The organism is Hydrogenophaga sp. H7 (assembly GCF_002025745.1).
Lineage (GTDB): Bacteria > Pseudomonadota > Gammaproteobacteria > Burkholderiales > Burkholderiaceae_C > Hydrogenophaga > Hydrogenophaga pseudoflava.
This window is the reverse complement of record NZ_MCIC01000017.1, coordinates 122,474-137,667: the sequence shown is the minus strand read 5'-3', so window position 1 is coordinate 137,667 and position 15,194 is coordinate 122,474. Positions and strand designations below refer to the sequence as shown.

The window sequence follows — 15,194 nt, the reverse complement described above, 5'->3', positions numbered from 1 at the left end:
AATCGACGCATGAGATTGATGCGCGTGAAACAGGGGCTGTTGCCCATTATGGCCGCGCTGCTGATGCAGGGACCGGTCCTGGCCCAGACCAGCGCGGACGCTGCCCTGCTGGAGATGCGCGACGCCTTCCGGCGCAATGCCACCCCCACCCTGACCGCCCTGCTGTGGCGGGTGCAAGGCCACGTGCTCGAACCGGTGGCGGTGTATTGGGAGGCCAGGGCCCGCCTGGAATCGGCACCGGCCGCGGAGATCCGCGCCGCCATGGACCGCATGGCCGGCAGCTACTGGGAAGACCGGCTGCGCAACGACTGGCTGCTTCAACTGGGCAAACAACGCGACTGGGCCACCTTCGAGGCCGAGCTGCCGCGTTACCGCATGAACGACGACCGCCAGGTGCAGTGCTACGCGCTGATGCTGGACGCCGCGGCCCGCCGCAAGCCGTCGGAAGAGGCCGCGCAGGAGGTGGCCCGCCTCTGGCATGCGCAGCGCGAGGCCGACGACGCCTGCGCCACCGCGGCCAAGGCCTTCCTGGACAGCGGCCACCTGCGGCCCGAGGCCGCCTGGCAGCGGGCACGCCTGGCCATGGAAGCCGGCCGCACGGCGGCCGCGGTGCAGGCGGTGAACCTGCTCAACCCCGACTGGGTGCCGATGGTGCATGCCATCGCCAACGACCCCGCGCGTTACCTCGACGAAAAATTCACCGCCATCCGGCCGCGCACCAAGGAACTGGTGACGCTGGCCCTCATCCGGCTGGCCAGCCAGGACGTGGCTGCCGCCGCGCGCGAGATGGACCTCACCCGCTGGAAGGCGCAGCTCACCACCGAGGAGCGCAGCTGGGTCTGGGGCGTGATCGGCAAGCGCATGGCCCAGTCGCTGCAGGGCGATGCGCTGGCGGCGTTTGCCAACGGGAACGACCGCCATATGGCGCCCGACCACCTGGCCTGGAAAGCCCGCGCCGGGCTGCGCGCGGGCACCTGGGGCCATGTGCGGGACGCCATCGCCGCCATGGACGAGGCGCAGCGCCAGGAGCCGGTCTGGGTCTACTGGCGCGCCCGCGCGATGCAGGCCCTGCGCGAGCCCGATGCGCTGACGGCCCAGATCGTCGCCAGCGGCCTCTACCGCTCGATCGCCTCGCACCAGGGCTTCTACGAGCTGCTCGCACTGGAAGAACTGGGCCACAGCGTGACCACGCCGCCACCGCCTGCACCGCCCACCCCGCAGGAGATGGCGTCCATCCAGACCCACCCGGGGCTGCAGCGTGCGCTGGCCGCCATCCGGCTGGGCCTGCGCAGCGAAGGCGTGCGCGAGTGGAACTACACCACCAACCTGCACACGCGCGGCGGCATGGGCGACCGCGAGCTGCTGGCCGCCGCCGCACTGGCCTGCCAGCACGAGCTCTGGGACCGCTGCATCAACACCAGCGAGCGCACCCGCAGCCTGCAGGACCAGGCCCAGCGCTTCCCGATGCCGTTCCGCACGCAGGTGCTGCGGCGCACGGCCGAGATCGGGCTGGACCCGGCCTATGTCTACGGCCTGATCCGCCAGGAGAGCCGCTTCGTCACGGACGCACGCTCGGGCGTGGGCGCCTCGGGCCTGATGCAGGTGATGCCGGCCACGGCCCGCTGGACCGCCCGCAAGATCGGCCTGACCGACTTCCAGTCGCACCAGATCACCGACCGCGACACCAACATCCTGATCGGCACCGCCTACCTCAAGCTGGCGCTGGACGACCTGGACGGCTCGATGCCGCTGGCCGCAGCCGCCTACAACGCAGGGCCGGCCCGCGCCCGCGCCTGGCGCCAGGGTCCGGTGCTGGCCGGAGAGGTCTGGGCCGAGAACATCCCGTTTGAAGAAACCCGCGACTACGTGAAGAAGGTGCTGGCCAACACCACGCACTACGCGAGCCTGATCACCGGGCAGCCGCAGTCGCTGCGCGCCCGGCTCGGGGTCGTCGGCCCCCCCGCCCGCCCGGACGGCTACAACCGGGAGCTGCCATGAAGCGGGTGCTGGTTCTGGGCGGCACCGGGTTCGTCGGGCGCCACTTGTGCGAGAAGCTGCAGCGCGCGGGCTGGCAGACCACCGTGCCGACCCGCCGCGCGGCCAACGCATCGGCCGTGCAGCACCTGCCGCGGCTGACAGTGGTCGAGGCGTCGGTGCATGACGAGGCCACGCTGACCCGGCTGCTGGCGGGCCACGACGCGGTGGTCAACCTCGTGGCCATCCTGCACGGCAACGAGGCCGCCTTCGAGCGGGCGCATGTGCAGCTGCCCGCCACCCTGGCCCGCGCCTGCGAGGCCAGCGGTGTGCGCCGGCTGGTGCATGTGAGCGCGCTGGGCGCCCAGCTGGACGGGCCCTCGATGTACCAGCGCAGCAAGGCCCGCGGCGAAGAGGTGCTGCGGTCCGCCGGACTGGCGCTGAGCATCCTGCGGCCCAGCGTGATCTTTGGTGATGGCGACCGTTTTCTGAACCTGTTCGCGCGGCTGCAGTCGGTGTTCCCGGTGATGCCGCTGGCCGGCGCCGGCACGCGCTTCCAGCCGGTCTGGGTGGAGGACGTGGCCGACGCGGTGCTCGCCTGCCTGCGCGACACCGGCCTGCCCCGCAGCAGCATCGGCCAGACCTTCGAATGCGCCGGACCCGAGGTGCTCACGCTCGGCGAACTGGTGCGGCTGGCGGGACGGCTGGGCAGCCGCGAGCGCCCGGTGCTGCCGCTGCCCACCGCCATCGGGCGCCTGCAGGCCCTGGCGATGGAGTGTCTGCCGGGCGAGCCGCTGATGAGCCGCGACAACCTCGATGCGATGGCGGTCGACAACGTCGCCACCAGCCAGTGGCCCGGCCTGTCCTCGCTGGGCATCGTGCCGCAGTCGGTGCACACGGTGGCGCCGCTGTACCTCGGCCCGCAGGCTGGTCGCGGCCACCTGACCAGCTACCGGAAGCCCCGGTAGCCCGTCGCGGCGCCTCAGTAACGTCGGCTGTACTGCAGGCCGAAGCCGTTCTGGCTCATGCCGATGGAGGTCGGGGCCGGCGCTGAACCGCTCACGGTGTTCTTGCGGCCGTGCCAGGCGGCGAAGGTCAGCTCGTCCTTGTCCGACAGGCTGTAGGTCGCCCCCAGAGTGATGTGCGACTTGATGACGCCCGGCGCCAGCGTGTTGAGGAACACATCGGGCGAAGTCACGGGGTTGGTGCCCTGGTTGTAGCCGGCGCGCAGCGTCCACTGCGGGTTCAGCTGCCACTGCACACCCAGCTTCACCACCTCCACATCCCTCCAGCCGAAGCCCGGGCCATTGCTGGCGCCGAAGCCGTTGCCGAAGTTCGCCAGACTGGCGTTGCCGATGGCCTTCACGCCGCTGTAGTTGATGCGCGAGTAGTCCAGCGCCACCTGCACCGCGGGACTGACCTGGAACGCCACACCCAGCGCGTAGTTCTCGGGAATGTCGAAGTCGCCGCGCTCGGCGAACAGGCGCTCGTACTTCTTGAACCGGCCCATGGCGATCTTGGGTGAGTAGGACGCGCCGATGGTGACCGCGTCGCCGAGTTTGCCCATGTAGCCCAGGCGCAGGCCGACGCCGGTGCTGTCGTCGGTGCCGGGGTTGTTGATGCCGAAGGCCTGCAGGCCCTGGGCCTTGAAGCGCTGGTACACCAGCAGCGGCGACACACCCAGTGCGTGACCGGGGGCCACTTCGTACGACACCGTGGGCGCCACGATCAGCTGCATCAGGTCCACGCCCAGCTTGCCGGTGCCGCAGGTGGTCGGGCTGCTGCACATGAAGTTGCTGTTGCCCGGGAACACCGCCGGGTATTCGGTGTTCATGCCGCCGTTGCCATAGACCGTCAGACCCGCCGACAACTTGCCCGAGAGCCGGGTGGTGAACCCCAGTTCCGGGATCAGGAAGCTGTCCTTGCCACTCTTGACCTCCATCGCCCCCATCGGGGTGCTCACGGTGGCGCTGCGCCTGGGCATGAACACCTCGGCCCCGAGGTCCCAGCGGTTGCCCGCATAGGACACCGAGGCCGGGTTGTTCACGCCGCCGAAGGCGTCGTGCGACTGGGCCACGGCGGTGCCGCCCATGCCCTTGGCCTTGAGGCCGAAACCATGGGGGAAGTAGCCGTTGGTGGCCTGGGCGGGTGGCAGGGCGGTGCCCAGCGCGAGCAGGGTGGCGCCTCGCAAGACGTGCATGCGAACGTTCATGGGTTGTCTCCGTTGTGGTCGTGGGGGGATGGGAACGCGGCGGGGCAGGCGCTCAGAACTCGCCCTTGGAGGCGCGTTCCATCATCTGCCAGATGGTCTCGCGCACCGCCCAGGCTTCTTCCTTGAGCGGCGAGGGCAGCTTGCGGCCCATCTTGACCATCATGTCCATGTTGAGCGTGTACAGCCACAGGCTGCCGTCGTCGTGCTCCACCACGCTGATGCGGCAGGGCAGGTAGGCCGCCATGTGCGGGCTGAAGTCCACCATCTTGCGGGCGGTGGCCGGGCTGCAGTAGGAGTACACGGTCAGCAGCTTCTCTTTCTTGCCCGAGCGGGCTTCGAGTTCCTTGGACAGCGGCAGCACGCCGACGTCGCGCATGTTGCGCTCCACCGCCACCAGCTTGAGGATTTCTTCGACGTCCTTGGCCGTCACCCCCGGTTTGACTTTGCGCTCCCAGGTGGTGGCGACGGCAATGTCCCCGTTGCCCTCGATCCAGCGGTCCCACATGCGAGAGGCCTCGCCACCGGCGCCGTCCTCGAGCTTGCCGATGGTCGAGACCGTGCCGCAGCCGGTGGTCAGAAGCGCGGTGGCCAGCAAGGCCGATGCAACAGAGATTCGTGTCCAGATGCGCATGGAAATGTCCTCGAAGGGCGAATGGATGAGAGGTGTGGACGGGGCGCCGACCTGACATTTGTCAAAGCCACCGACGAACCACACCGTATCCGTGCATTCGAATATCGCCATCGGCGATTACCCTAGGGGGTAGGGTAATCATGACGCCCTCCTCATGGCATCGCGCCGGTCAGCTCCCGTGCCCGGGGTTTTTTGGCACACTCCCCCGGTCCCATCCAACAGAGACACACCATGGCCAGCACCCCCGTCAAAACCAAGCCGATGCCGTCCACCGACGCCGCAGCCGCCGCCTTCCGTTCGGAACACCAGCGCGACGTGGTCAACCGTCTCAAGCGCATTGAAGGCCAGGTGCGCGGGCTGATCGACATGGTCGAAAGCGGCCGCTCCTGCGAAGACGTGGCCCAGCAGATGTCGGCCGCACGCAAGGCCATGGACAAGGCCTTCTACCGCATGATGGCCTGCTCGGTGATGGAGGCCGTCGCGGTGTCGGACTCGGAAGAGCAGACGATCCGCGAGGTCGAGCGCTCAACCCGCATCCTCGAAAAATACGCCTGAACCGCACACCTGCAGGCGGCGAATCAATCGGCCGCCTCTTTGTCATCAATGGCCCGCGGCCAGAGCCCTACCATGCGGGCTCTCAACCGGAGGAACCCATGGCATTGCAGCTCTACATCGGCAACAAGAACTACTCGTCCTGGTCCATGCGCCCCTGGGTGCTGCTGACCGGAGCCGGCATTCCCTTTGAGGAAAAGATGGTGCGCTTCGACTCGTTCGATGCGCAATCGGCCTTCAAGTCGGTGGTCGCGGCCATCAACCCGGTGGGCAAGGTGCCGGTGCTGGTGGACGATGGTTTCGCGGTCTGGGACACGCTGGCCATCGCCGAGTACCTGGCCGAGCGTTTCCCCGACAAGCAGCTCTGGCCAGCCGATGCCAGGGCGCGCGCCCGGGCCCGCAGTGTCTGCGCCGAGATGCACAGCGGCTTCACCGCCCTGCGCAGCCACTGCTCGATGAACATCGAGGCCTCGCTGCCCGAGGTGGGGCGCATCCTCTGGCGCGACCAGGCCGGCGTGCGCGCCGACATCGCGCGGCTCGAAGCCATGTGGACCGGATTGCTGGCCGAACACGGCGGGCCGATGCTGTTCGGCGCCTTCGGCATCGCCGACGCCTACTTCGCCCCGGTGTGCTCGCGCATTCGCACCTACGCCCTGCCCGTCAGCCCGACGGTGGCGGCGTATGTGGACCGCGTGCACCAGCTGCCGGCGGTGCAGGCCTGGGTCCAGCAGGCCCTGGCCGAACACGACTTCATCGATTTCGACGAGCCCTACCGCAGCCGGCCCTGATGCCGGCCGCCGCGACCACAGGACGGACCCCATGCAGGTCGCCGTTCACATCGTCAACGCCTTCCCCGACGCCCCCGGCGGCGGCAACCCCGCCGGCGTGGTGCTGGATGCCGACGCGCTGACCCCGGCCCAGAAGCTGTCGATTGCCCGGCAGGTGGGCCTGTCCGAGACCGCGTTCGTCTCGGCGTCGCAGAAGGCCACCCTCCGGCTGGAGTTCTTCACGCCGGCGCGCCAGATCGCCCACTGCGGGCACGCGACCATCGCCACCTTCTCCCTCCTGAGGCAACAGGGTGTGCTCGGGAACGGCCGCTTCTCGAAGGAGACCGTGGACGGCCCCCGCGACATCCTGCTGGACGGCGACATGGCCTTCATGGAGCAGACCGCACCAGCCTACAGACGCATCGACCCCGCATCGGACCTCGGCGCCCGGATTGCGTCGTCCATGGGCCTTCCGCCAGGACGTCTGGCCGCCGAGGTGGACCCGCATGTGGTCAGCACGGGCAACGCCTTTCTGCTGATCGCCCTGCCGGACGCGCAGGCCCTGGCCGAGCTCCGCCCCCGACAGGACCTGGTGCACGCGATCAGCGAGGAGCTGGACGTGATCGGGGTCTACGCGTTCACCACGAAGACGCAGCGCCCCGGCCGCCATGCCGGCGCCCGCATGTTTGCGCCCCGGTTCGGCATTCCCGAGGAGTCGGGCACGGGCATGGCGGCGGGTCCGCTGGCCTGCCTGCTGCACGACGTGCTGGGTGTGCAGGACCGGGAGCTGCTCATTGAGCAGGGCTGGCTGATGCAGTCCCCGTCGCCAAGCCTGATCCGGGTGGTCCTGGAACTGGAAGACGGGCGCATCACCCGCCTGATGGCCGGTGGCACCGGCCACATCAGCCGGTCGATGGTGCTGGAGGCCTGACCGCACACGTGGCAGGGTGCAGGCCCCGGCCTACACTCGCCGGATGGACATCTACCTGGTGGGCGGCGCGGTGCGCGACGCCCTGCTCGCCCGTGACACCACCGCCGCCGCCCACGTGGACCGCGACTGGGTGGTCGTCGGGGCCACACCCGAGGCCATGGCCGACAGCGGCTTCCTGCCGGTGGGCAAGGACTTCCCGGTCTTCCTGCACCCGCAGACGCGCGAGGAGTACGCGCTGGCCCGCACCGAGCGCAAGACCGCGCCGGGCTACCACGGCTTCGCCTTCCACACCGACCCCGGCGTGACGCTGGAAGAGGACCTGGCGCGGCGCGACCTGACGATCAACGCCATGGCGGTGGCCCAGGCCGAGGCCGACGACCCGGCCCGCGCCGCGCTGATCGACCCCTACGGCGGCCGGAGCGACCTGGAGAACCGGGTGCTGAGGCATGTCACCAGCGCCTTCGCCGAAGACCCGGTGCGCATCCTGCGGCTGGCGCGTTTCGCCGCCCGCTTCCCCGACTTCACGGTCGCGCCCGACACCCAGGCGCTGATGGCGCACATGGTCGGGCACGGCGAGGTCGACCACCTGGTGCCCGAGCGCGTCTGGCAGGAGCTCTCGCGCGGCCTGATGGAGCAGCGGCCCAGCCGCATGTTCGAGGTGCTGCGCAGCTGCGGTGCGCTGGCCCGGCTGCTGCCCGAGGTGGACCGGCTCTGGGGCGTGCCGCAGCGCGCGGAATACCACCCCGAGGTGGACACCGGTGTGCACCTGATGATGGTGCTGGACATGAGCGCGCGCCTGGGCGCCAGCCTGCCGGTGCGCTTCGCCTGCCTGTGCCACGACCTGGGCAAGGGCACCACGCCGGCCGATGTGCTGCCGCGGCACATCGGCCATGAAGAGCGCAGCGCACGCCTGCTCAAGAGGGTGTGCGAGCGCTGGCGCGTACCGCGCGAATGCCGCGAGCTGGCCGACGTGGTGGCCCGGGAGCACGGCAACATCCACCGCAGCGAGGGCCTGGGCGCGGCGGCGCTGCTGCGGCTGCTGGAGCGCTGCGACGCGATCCGCCGCCCGGAGCGCTTCGACGAGGTGCTGCTGGCCTGCGAGTGCGACGCCCGGGGGCGCCTGGGCTTCGGGGAACAGGCCTATCCCCAGCGCGAACGGCTGCTCGGCGCGCTGCGCGCGGCGCAGACAGTCGACAGCGGGGTCATTGCGCGCCAGGTGATGCAGCAGATCGGGCGATCGCGCGAGAATGCCTCCGAACCGCCCGCGGCCGATGCCGGCCCGCGCATCGCCCAGGCCCTGCATGCCGCCCGCGCGGCCGCCGTGGCCCTGGCGCTGAAAGCGGAGAGCCCGACCTAGGAGACGGCCATGGCCCAGCACAACCCGTTCAACCCCACCCTGGCCGACGGCATCCGCCGCCACGGGTTCCGCAAGTGGTATGAACGGGAGCTGCTCTCCAGCCACGCCCACATGGCGCTGGCGCTGCTGGCCTCGGTGGCCCTGATCGCCAGTTTCGAGGCCTTCCAGGGCGGCAGCTGGAACGAGAAGCTGCTCAACACGGGCTTCGTGCTGGCCTGTGCGGTGATCGCGCTGTGGGCGCTGCGCCGCTACCTCTACCTGCTGATGCACGCCGAAGAAATGGCCAACCAGGCCAACTGCGGTCAGTGCAAGGCCTACGGCCTGCTGCTGGTGCCCGACGACGCCCGCAACGATGCGCGGCGGCTGGTGCCGGTGTGCTGCAAACGCTGCGGCTTCCGCTGGGACATGCAGGACGGCTGAGCCGCTCGCCGGATAATCGGATGCATGGCCCATTTGCTGATTGTTGAAGACGACGAACTGCTGCGCGACGGCCTGAGCGCCCAGCTCATGCAGGCCGGCCACCGCATCGACACCGCGGTCGATGGCGAACAGGCGCTCAGCCGCCTGGACACCGAGGCCTACGAAGGCGTGGTGCTCGACCTGGGCCTGCCCAGGGTCGACGGCCTGACCGTGCTGCGCCGCCTGCGCCAGCGCCTGCCCGCGCTGCCGGTGCTGATCCTGACGGCGCGCGACGGCATCGAGGACCGGGTCGAGGGCCTGAACGCCGGCGCCGACGACTACCTCACCAAGCCCTTCAACCGCGACGAGCTGCTGGCGCGCCTGCAGTCCATGCTGCGCCGCGCCAGCCTGCCGGCCTTCGGCCCCAGCCCGCAGGTGCCGGCCCCGCCGCCCGCGCCGGGCACACTGCGGCTGGACCCCGTGCTGCCGCGCGCCTGGCTGGGCAACGAGGTGATCGACCTGACCCAGCGCGAGTGGTCGCTGCTGGACCTGCTGGTGCGCCACAGTGGCCAGGTGGTGAGCCGCGAGGACGTGCTGGCCGCCTGGCAGTCCGACCCGGGCGAAGGCGGCGTCGCCTCCAACGCGCTGGAGGTCTACGTGCACCGCCTGCGCCGCAAGCTCGCCGGCTCGACGCTGAACATCCGCAACATCCGCGGCCTCGGGTACCTGCTGGAAAACACCGGCGCGCCATGACGGGCGCGACCACCACCCGGCTCTCGCTGCGGCGCCAGCTGCTGCTGTGGCTGCTGTTGCCGCAGCTGGTGCTCTGGGCCGGCGGTGGTCTGCTGGCCTACCGCATCGCACTGTCCTACGCCGAAAAGGCCATCGACCAGTCGCTGACCCAGTCGGTGCGGGCACTGGCGCGCCAGGTCAAGCCCATCGGCTCGGGCCTGCTGATCGACTTTCCGCGCGCGGCGCAGGACGTGCTGGAACAGGACCCCAAGGACCGCATCAGCTACATGGTGTCCTCGCCACCGGGCCAGTTCCTGCTGGGCAACCAGACCCTGCCGCAGCCGGAAGAGGGCATGGTGGGCACCGAAGGTCCCCTGCTCTACGCCGCCGAAATCGACGGCAAGCCGCTGCGCATCGTGGCGCTGGACGTGAACTACGGCGAGGTCAATGCGCCGCAGACCCTGCGCGTGCAGGTGGGCAAAAGCCTGGCGGTGCAGCAGCGCATCGCGCGCGAGCTGATCGCCGACATGCTGGCGCCCCTGCTGGCGGCTGGCGTGCTGCTGAGCCTGGCGGTGTACGGCGGCATCCAGCGCGGCCTGGCGCCGCTGACGCGGCTGACGGCCCAGCTGGAGAACCGCTCGGTCAACGCGCTCTCGCCCATCGGCATGACGCAGGCGCCCAACGAGGTGCATGCGCTGGTGCAAGCCATCAACGGCCTGCTGGACGAGGTGGCGCGCAACGTGAACCAGGAGAAGCGCTTCATCAACGACGCCGCGCACCAGCTGCGCACACCGCTGGCCGGGCTGATCAGCCAGGTCGAGCTGGCGCAGCGCGAGAACAGCGACCCGGTGCTGGGTGCGCGCCTGACCAAGGTGCGCACCGGCGCCGAGCGCAGTGCCCACCTGGTGCACCAGCTGCTGACCCTGGCGCGCACCGAGACCACCGCGCGGCGCGAGCCGCTGGACCTGGCGGCCCTGGCGCGCGACGTGGCGCGCGAATGGACGCCGCGCGCGGTGGCCGCCGGCGTCGACCTGGGCTTCGAAGGCGAGGAGCACCGCATGGTGCAGGGCGACGCGCTGCAGCTGCGCGAGGCCATGGCCAACCTGATCGACAACGCCCTGCGCTACACGCCGCGCGGCAGCGCGGTGACGCTCAAGGTCGAGGCCGATGGCGAGCGCACACGCCTGCTGGTGGAAGACAACGGGCCCGGCCTGTCCGAGGCCGACATGGCCCATGTGTTCCAGCGCTTCTGGCGCGCCAGCGAGCTGCCGGGCGGCTGCGGCCTGGGCCTGGCCATCGTCAGCGAGATCGCGCGCCGCCATGGTGGCGAGGCGACGGCGGAAAACATGCAGCCCCATGGGCTGCGGATCACGTTGAACTTGACGGCCTGACGATCCGGCGCCGGGCCGTCCCAAGCCGGATCAGCCCCACGACCCGGTAATGACCTGGTCCCTTCCCGGTCATGGGGCAGCGACCCGCGCAGCGGCGAAGCGTGGGGGTCTGTGCGTTCAGCCGACGAACAGCGAGGTCGAATCCATCGCCGTGATGCGCGCGCCGCTGGCCTTGTCGAACCAGTTGTTGTGGCGCCCGCTCACCGTCATGCCCACGTTGTCGCCCACCGCCACCTTGGTGTTGGCCGCCTCGCGCACGGTGATCAGCCCCACGGCCGTCTTCACCACGATGTAGGTGTCGGCACCGGTCGGCTCCACCAGCACCACCTCGCCGCGCCAGGCCGCATCGGCGCCCAGGTGGATGTGCTCGGGCCGCTGGCCCAGCGTCGCCTCCGGGCCGTCCGGGCAGGGGATGTCCAGCGCACCGCCCTCGAACACGAAGCGGCCACCTTCGCCGGCCTTCTCGACGCGGCCGTTGATGAAGTTCATGGTCGGCGAGCCGATGAAGCCGCCCACATAGGTGTTGGCCGGGCGGCGGTAGATCTCGTCGGGCGTGCCGATCTGCTGCAGGATGCCGTCCTTCATCACCGCGATGCGGCTGCCCAGGGTCATGGCCTCGATCTGGTCGTGCGTCACGTAGACCGTGGTGATGCCGCTGTGCTGGTGCAGGCGTTTGATCTCGGCGCGCATTTCCACGCGCAGCTTGGCGTCCAGGTTGGACAGCGGCTCGTCGAACAGGAACAGCTGCGGGTCGCGCGCCAGGGCACGGCCCATGGCCACGCGCTGGCGCTGGCCACCCGAGAGCTGGGCCGGCCGGCGGTCCAGCAGGTGCTGGATCTGCAGGATGGCCGCCACTTCCTGGATGCGCTTTTCGCGCTCGGCCTTGGGCACCTTGCGCATTTCCAGCGCGAAGCCGATGTTGTCGGCCACGCTCATGGTCGGGTAGAGCGCGTAGCTCTGGAACACCATGGCGATGTCGCGCTGCGCCGGCGGCATGCCGATCACGTTCTTGCCGCCGATGTGCAGCTCGCCTTCGGTGGGCTCTTCGAGGCCGGCAATGATGTTGAGCAGCGTGGACTTGCCGCAGCCCGAGGGGCCGACCAGGATGAGGAACTCGCCCGGTGCGACGTCGATGTCGATGCGCTTGAGCACCTCGACCGCCTTGTCGCCCTTGCCGAAAGCCTTGCGAATGCCCTTGATGTGGAGTGGAGAAGCCATGTGATTCAACCTTTGACGGCGCCGGCCGTCAGACCCTTGACGAAGTACTGGCCCGCGAGGACGTAGACCAGCATGGTGGGCAGGCCGGCGATGATCGCCGCGGCCATGTCCACGTTGTAGTTCTTGACGCTGCTGGTGGTGTTGGCCATGTTGTTCAGGCCCACGGTCACCGGCTTGCTGTCGGCGCCGCTGAAGGCCACGCCGAACAGGAAGTCGTTCCAGATGTTGGTGAACTGCCAGATCAGCGTCACCATCATGATGGGCGTGGACATCGGCAGCACGATGCGCCAGAAGATGCGCCAGAAGCCCGCGCCGTCGATGCGCGCGGCGTTCACCAGTTCGCGCGGCACCGCCGTGTAGTAGTTGCGGAAGAACAGCGTGGTGCCGGCCATGCCGGCCAGGCAGTGCACCAGCACCAGCCCGCCGATCGAGCTGGACAGGCCCAGCCAGCCCAGCACCTGGCTCATGGGCAACAGCACCACCTGGAAGGGCATGAACACGCCGAACAGCAGGAAGCCGAACAGCACTTCCGAGCCGCGGAACTTCCACATGGAGAGCACGTAGCCGTTGAGTGCGCCCCAGGCGGTGGAAATCAGCACCGCGGGCACCGCCATGAACACCGAGTTCATGAAATAGGGCTTGAGACCACGGCAGTCGACACCCGTGCAGGCGGTGTTCCAGGCCAGGTGCCAGGCGTCCAGGTTGAGCGAGGTCGGCAGGCTCAGCAGGTTGCCGGCGCGCAGCTGGTCGGCGTCCTTGAACGAGGTGACGATCATCACGTACAGCGGCGCCAGGAAGAACAGCGCCGCCACCAGCAGCAGGCCGTAGGTGAACACCCGGCCGAAGGTCAGGGATTTAGCGGTCATGGGGCTTGCTCCGCAGTTCGCTGTAGAGGTAGGGCACCACGATGGCCGCCACAGTGGCCAGCATCATGGTGGCGCTGGCCGCGCCCAGGCCGATCTGGCCGCGCGTGAAGCTCATGGTGTACATGAAGGTGGCGGGCACGTCGGTCGCGTAACCGGGGCCGCCGGCCGTCAGGGCCATCACCAGGTCGAAGCTCTTGATCGACAGGTGCGACAGCACCAGGATGGTGGAGAACACCACCGGGCGCAGGATGGGGAGAATGATGCGCCAGTAGATCAGCGGCAGCGAGGCGCCGTCGATCTGCGCGGCCTTGATGATGCTATCGTCGATGCCGCGCAGACCCGCCAGGAACAGCGCCATCGCAAAGCCCGCCGACTGCCAGACGCCTGCGATCACCACGCAGTAGATGGCGTAGTCGGACTGCACCAGCCAGTCGAAGTTGAAGCTGGTCCAGCCCAGGTCGTGCATCAGCTTCTGCAGGCCGTCGCTGGGGTTGAGAATCCACTTCCAGGCCGTGCCGGTCACGATGAAGGACAGCGCCATGGGGTAGAGGTAGATGGTGCGCAGCCAGCCTTCGGCGCGGATCTTCTGGTCCAGGAAGATCGCCAGCACCATGCCGACCAGCATCGAGCCGCCGACGTAGAGCACGCTGAAGATGCCGAGGTTCTTGAGCGCGACGTACCAGCGGTCCATGGTCCAGAGTTGCGCGTACTGCTCCAGGCCCACGAAGTTCTCGTAGTTGGGCAGCATGCGCGAGCCGGTCATGGACAGCACGCCGTTCCAGATCATCAGCCCGTAGATGAAGGCAAAGCCGAGCACGAAGCCCGGTGCGATCACCAGCTTGGGCAGCAGGTTTTCAAAGGATTTCATTGCGGGGACTTCTGTGGGCCGGCCGCCAGGGCCAGCAGTTGCTTCTGTGCGTCATTCACCGACATCTGCGGGTTGTTCCAGAAATCCGAGACCAGCCGGCGCATCTGCGCCTGCTGCCCCGGGGCGAGTGCCATGCCGTGGGCCACCGAGGGCACCAGGGTGCCGGCCTTGGCGGTCTTGCCAAAGTCCTGGGCGGAGACTTTGGCGCATTCGTCGAATTTGTCCATGGCCACGTTCTGCCGCACCGGGATCGAGCCCTTGCGCAGGTTGAAGCGCTCCTGGAAGTCCTTCCCCATCAGCAGATAGGCGAGGTAGCCTTGGGCCTTCTGCGCCTCCCAGGCCTTGAGCTGGAACATGGCGAAGGAATCGACGTTGTAGGTGAAGGCGTCGGCCGTGCCCGGCGCCGGGAAGCAGCGGAAGTCCTTGCCCGGCTGCTGGCCCGCGGCGAGGAACTCGCCCTTGGCCCAGTCGCCCATGAACTGGAAGCCGGCCTTGCCCTTGATGACCAAGTCGGTGCTGGCGTTCCAGTCGCGCCCCGGCGAAGCCGCATCGACATAGCCGCGCAGGCGGCGGAAGGTCTCCAGAGAACGGCGCATGGTGTCGCCGCCCAGGGCCTGTGCATCCAGCTTCACCAGGGCCGCGTCGTAGAACTTCGCACCACCCACGCCCAGCACCACCGACTCGAAAGTGGTGAAGTCCTGCCAGTCCTGGCCGCCGTGGGCCAGGGCGATCAGGCCCGCCGCGCGCACCTTGTCGGCGGCCTTGAAGAATTCGTCGAAATTGCGCGGCGCCTCGTTCACGCCGGCCTGGCGCAGCACCTCGGCATTGGCCCACAGCCAGTTCACCCGGTGCACGTTGACAGGGACCGCCACGAAGCGGCCCTTGTGCTTCATCTGGTCGGCCACCACCTTGGGCAGCACCTCGTCCCAGCGGTCGAAGGAGGCCATGGCGTCGAGGTTGGTCAGCGCGCCCAGCGCCGCCCACTCCTGGATCGCCGGGCCCTTGATGTTGGCCGCCGCCGGCGGGTTGCCCGCCAGCACACGCGCCTTGAGCACGTCCATGGCGTTCTGCCCGCCGCCGCCCACCACCGCGAAGTCCTTCCAGCTGTGGCCGCGCTGGGCCATCATGCCCTTGAGCTCGGCCAGCGACTTGGCCTCGCCACCCGAGGTCCAGTAGTGCAGCACCTCGACCTCACCCGCCCGGGCACCGGGGCCGGTGGCCAGCAGCAGCGACGCCAGCAGCGGCGCGCACACGCGACGAAAACCTGGGTGGTGGAGCATGGTGGAGCGGGAGAAA

At 69.1% G+C, this 15,194-nt stretch carries 15 protein-coding genes; 9 read left to right on the top strand and 6 right to left on the bottom strand.

Annotated features, from left to right (window positions below; genetic code table 11):
• Window positions 1–9: 9 nt before the first annotated feature.
• Together BC358_RS16330 and BC358_RS16325 are read left to right on the top strand one after the other, a co-directional pair.
• Window positions 10–1,998 (top strand): lytic transglycosylase domain-containing protein, encoded by a 1,989-nt coding sequence (locus tag BC358_RS16330; RefSeq protein WP_079366663.1) that lies wholly within the window; start codon window positions 10–12, stop codon window positions 1,996–1,998.
• A complete protein-coding gene (locus BC358_RS16325) occupies window positions 1,995–2,942 on the top strand; it encodes a complex I NDUFA9 subunit family protein (RefSeq protein WP_079366662.1) in 948 nt (315 codons plus the stop codon). The genes BC358_RS16330 and BC358_RS16325 overlap by 4 nt, the downstream gene beginning before the upstream one ends.
• Before the next feature lie 14 nt (window positions 2,943–2,956).
• On the opposite strand, the gene BC358_RS16320 is transcribed toward BC358_RS16325, so the two are convergent.
• Window positions 2,957–4,186: an OmpP1/FadL family transporter gene (locus tag BC358_RS16320; RefSeq protein WP_206610772.1), complete on the bottom strand. Its 1,230-nt coding sequence runs from the start codon at window positions 4,184–4,186 to the stop codon at window positions 2,957–2,959.
• 52 nt (window positions 4,187–4,238) lie between these two features.
• A complete protein-coding gene (locus tag BC358_RS16315; protein ID WP_079366661.1) occupies window positions 4,239–4,817 on the bottom strand; it encodes a DUF302 domain-containing protein in 579 nt (192 codons plus the stop codon).
• 231 nt (window positions 4,818–5,048) lie between these two features.
• Between BC358_RS16315 and BC358_RS16310 the strand changes: the two genes are divergently transcribed.
• From BC358_RS16310 to BC358_RS16280, 7 genes are all read left to right on the top strand, one after another.
• The gene (locus tag BC358_RS16310) at window positions 5,049–5,372 is read left to right on the top strand and encodes a metal-sensitive transcriptional regulator (RefSeq protein WP_066155024.1); all 324 of its coding nucleotides are present in this window, start codon (window positions 5,049–5,051) and stop codon (window positions 5,370–5,372) included.
• A gap of 98 nt (window positions 5,373–5,470) precedes the next feature.
• Entirely contained in the window at window positions 5,471–6,157 is a 687-nt protein-coding gene (locus BC358_RS16305) for a glutathione S-transferase family protein (RefSeq protein ID WP_079366660.1), read from the top strand.
• Window positions 6,158–6,188: 31 nt separating this feature from the next.
• Entirely contained in the window at window positions 6,189–7,067 is an 879-nt protein-coding gene (locus BC358_RS16300; RefSeq protein ID WP_079366659.1) for a PhzF family phenazine biosynthesis protein, read from the top strand.
• Window positions 7,068–7,110: 43 nt separating this feature from the next.
• Window positions 7,111–8,424, top strand: coding sequence for a multifunctional CCA addition/repair protein (locus tag BC358_RS16295; protein ID WP_079366658.1), 1,314 nt, complete (start codon window positions 7,111–7,113; stop codon window positions 8,422–8,424).
• A 9-nt stretch (window positions 8,425–8,433) separates the two neighbouring features.
• A complete protein-coding gene (locus tag BC358_RS16290) occupies window positions 8,434–8,844 on the top strand; it encodes a hypothetical protein (RefSeq protein ID WP_066155037.1) in 411 nt (136 codons plus the stop codon).
• 24 nt (window positions 8,845–8,868) lie between these two features.
• Window positions 8,869–9,576 carry a response regulator transcription factor gene (locus BC358_RS16285; protein WP_066155040.1) on the top strand — a complete coding sequence of 236 codons (708 nt, stop codon included), beginning with the start codon at window positions 8,869–8,871 and terminating at the stop codon, window positions 9,574–9,576.
• Entirely contained in the window at window positions 9,573–10,946 is a 1,374-nt protein-coding gene (locus BC358_RS16280; RefSeq protein WP_079366657.1) for a sensor histidine kinase, read from the top strand. Before BC358_RS16285 ends, BC358_RS16280 begins: the two co-directional genes overlap by 4 nt.
• Before the next feature lie 117 nt (window positions 10,947–11,063).
• Here BC358_RS16280 and BC358_RS16275 read toward each other — a convergent pair whose 3' ends face one another.
• The 4 genes from BC358_RS16275 to BC358_RS16260 are packed head-to-tail and all read right to left on the bottom strand — an operon-like array spanning window position 11,064 to window position 15,178.
• The gene (locus BC358_RS16275; protein ID WP_079366656.1) at window positions 11,064–12,164 is read right to left on the bottom strand and encodes an ABC transporter ATP-binding protein; all 1,101 of its coding nucleotides are present in this window, start codon (window positions 12,162–12,164) and stop codon (window positions 11,064–11,066) included.
• A 5-nt stretch (window positions 12,165–12,169) separates the two neighbouring features.
• Window positions 12,170–13,030, bottom strand: a complete 861-nt coding sequence (locus BC358_RS16270; protein WP_066155049.1) for a carbohydrate ABC transporter permease — start codon at window positions 13,028–13,030, stop codon at window positions 12,170–12,172.
• On the bottom strand, window positions 13,020–13,898 hold the full coding sequence (locus BC358_RS16265; RefSeq protein WP_079366655.1) for a carbohydrate ABC transporter permease: 879 nt from the start codon (window positions 13,896–13,898) through the stop codon (window positions 13,020–13,022). The genes BC358_RS16270 and BC358_RS16265 overlap by 11 nt, the downstream gene beginning before the upstream one ends.
• A complete protein-coding gene (locus BC358_RS16260; RefSeq protein ID WP_079366654.1) occupies window positions 13,895–15,178 on the bottom strand; it encodes an ABC transporter substrate-binding protein in 1,284 nt (427 codons plus the stop codon). The genes BC358_RS16265 and BC358_RS16260 overlap by 4 nt, the downstream gene beginning before the upstream one ends.
• Window positions 15,179–15,194 lie beyond the last annotated feature (16 nt).

Coding starts and splice junctions, on each gene's coding strand:
- BC358_RS16330 (WP_079366663.1), top strand. CDS start 10: ATGAGATTGATGCGCGTGAAACAGGGGCTGTTGCCCATTATGGCCGCG.
- BC358_RS16325 (WP_079366662.1), top strand. CDS start 1,995: ATGAAGCGGGTGCTGGTTCTGGGCGGCACCGGGTTCGTCGGGCGCCAC.
- BC358_RS16320 (WP_206610772.1), bottom strand. CDS start 4,186: ATGAACGTTCGCATGCACGTCTTGCGAGGCGCCACCCTGCTCGCGCTG.
- BC358_RS16315 (WP_079366661.1), bottom strand. CDS start 4,817: ATGCGCATCTGGACACGAATCTCTGTTGCATCGGCCTTGCTGGCCACC.
- BC358_RS16310 (WP_066155024.1), top strand. CDS start 5,049: ATGGCCAGCACCCCCGTCAAAACCAAGCCGATGCCGTCCACCGACGCC.
- BC358_RS16305 (WP_079366660.1), top strand. CDS start 5,471: ATGGCATTGCAGCTCTACATCGGCAACAAGAACTACTCGTCCTGGTCC.
- BC358_RS16300 (WP_079366659.1), top strand. CDS start 6,189: ATGCAGGTCGCCGTTCACATCGTCAACGCCTTCCCCGACGCCCCCGGC.
- BC358_RS16295 (WP_079366658.1), top strand. CDS start 7,111: ATGGACATCTACCTGGTGGGCGGCGCGGTGCGCGACGCCCTGCTCGCC.
- BC358_RS16290 (WP_066155037.1), top strand. CDS start 8,434: ATGGCCCAGCACAACCCGTTCAACCCCACCCTGGCCGACGGCATCCGC.
- BC358_RS16285 (WP_066155040.1), top strand. CDS start 8,869: ATGGCCCATTTGCTGATTGTTGAAGACGACGAACTGCTGCGCGACGGC.
- BC358_RS16280 (WP_079366657.1), top strand. CDS start 9,573: ATGACGGGCGCGACCACCACCCGGCTCTCGCTGCGGCGCCAGCTGCTG.
- BC358_RS16275 (WP_079366656.1), bottom strand. CDS start 12,164: ATGGCTTCTCCACTCCACATCAAGGGCATTCGCAAGGCTTTCGGCAAG.
- BC358_RS16270 (WP_066155049.1), bottom strand. CDS start 13,030: ATGACCGCTAAATCCCTGACCTTCGGCCGGGTGTTCACCTACGGCCTG.
- BC358_RS16265 (WP_079366655.1), bottom strand. CDS start 13,898: ATGAAATCCTTTGAAAACCTGCTGCCCAAGCTGGTGATCGCACCGGGC.
- BC358_RS16260 (WP_079366654.1), bottom strand. CDS start 15,178: ATGCTCCACCACCCAGGTTTTCGTCGCGTGTGCGCGCCGCTGCTGGCG.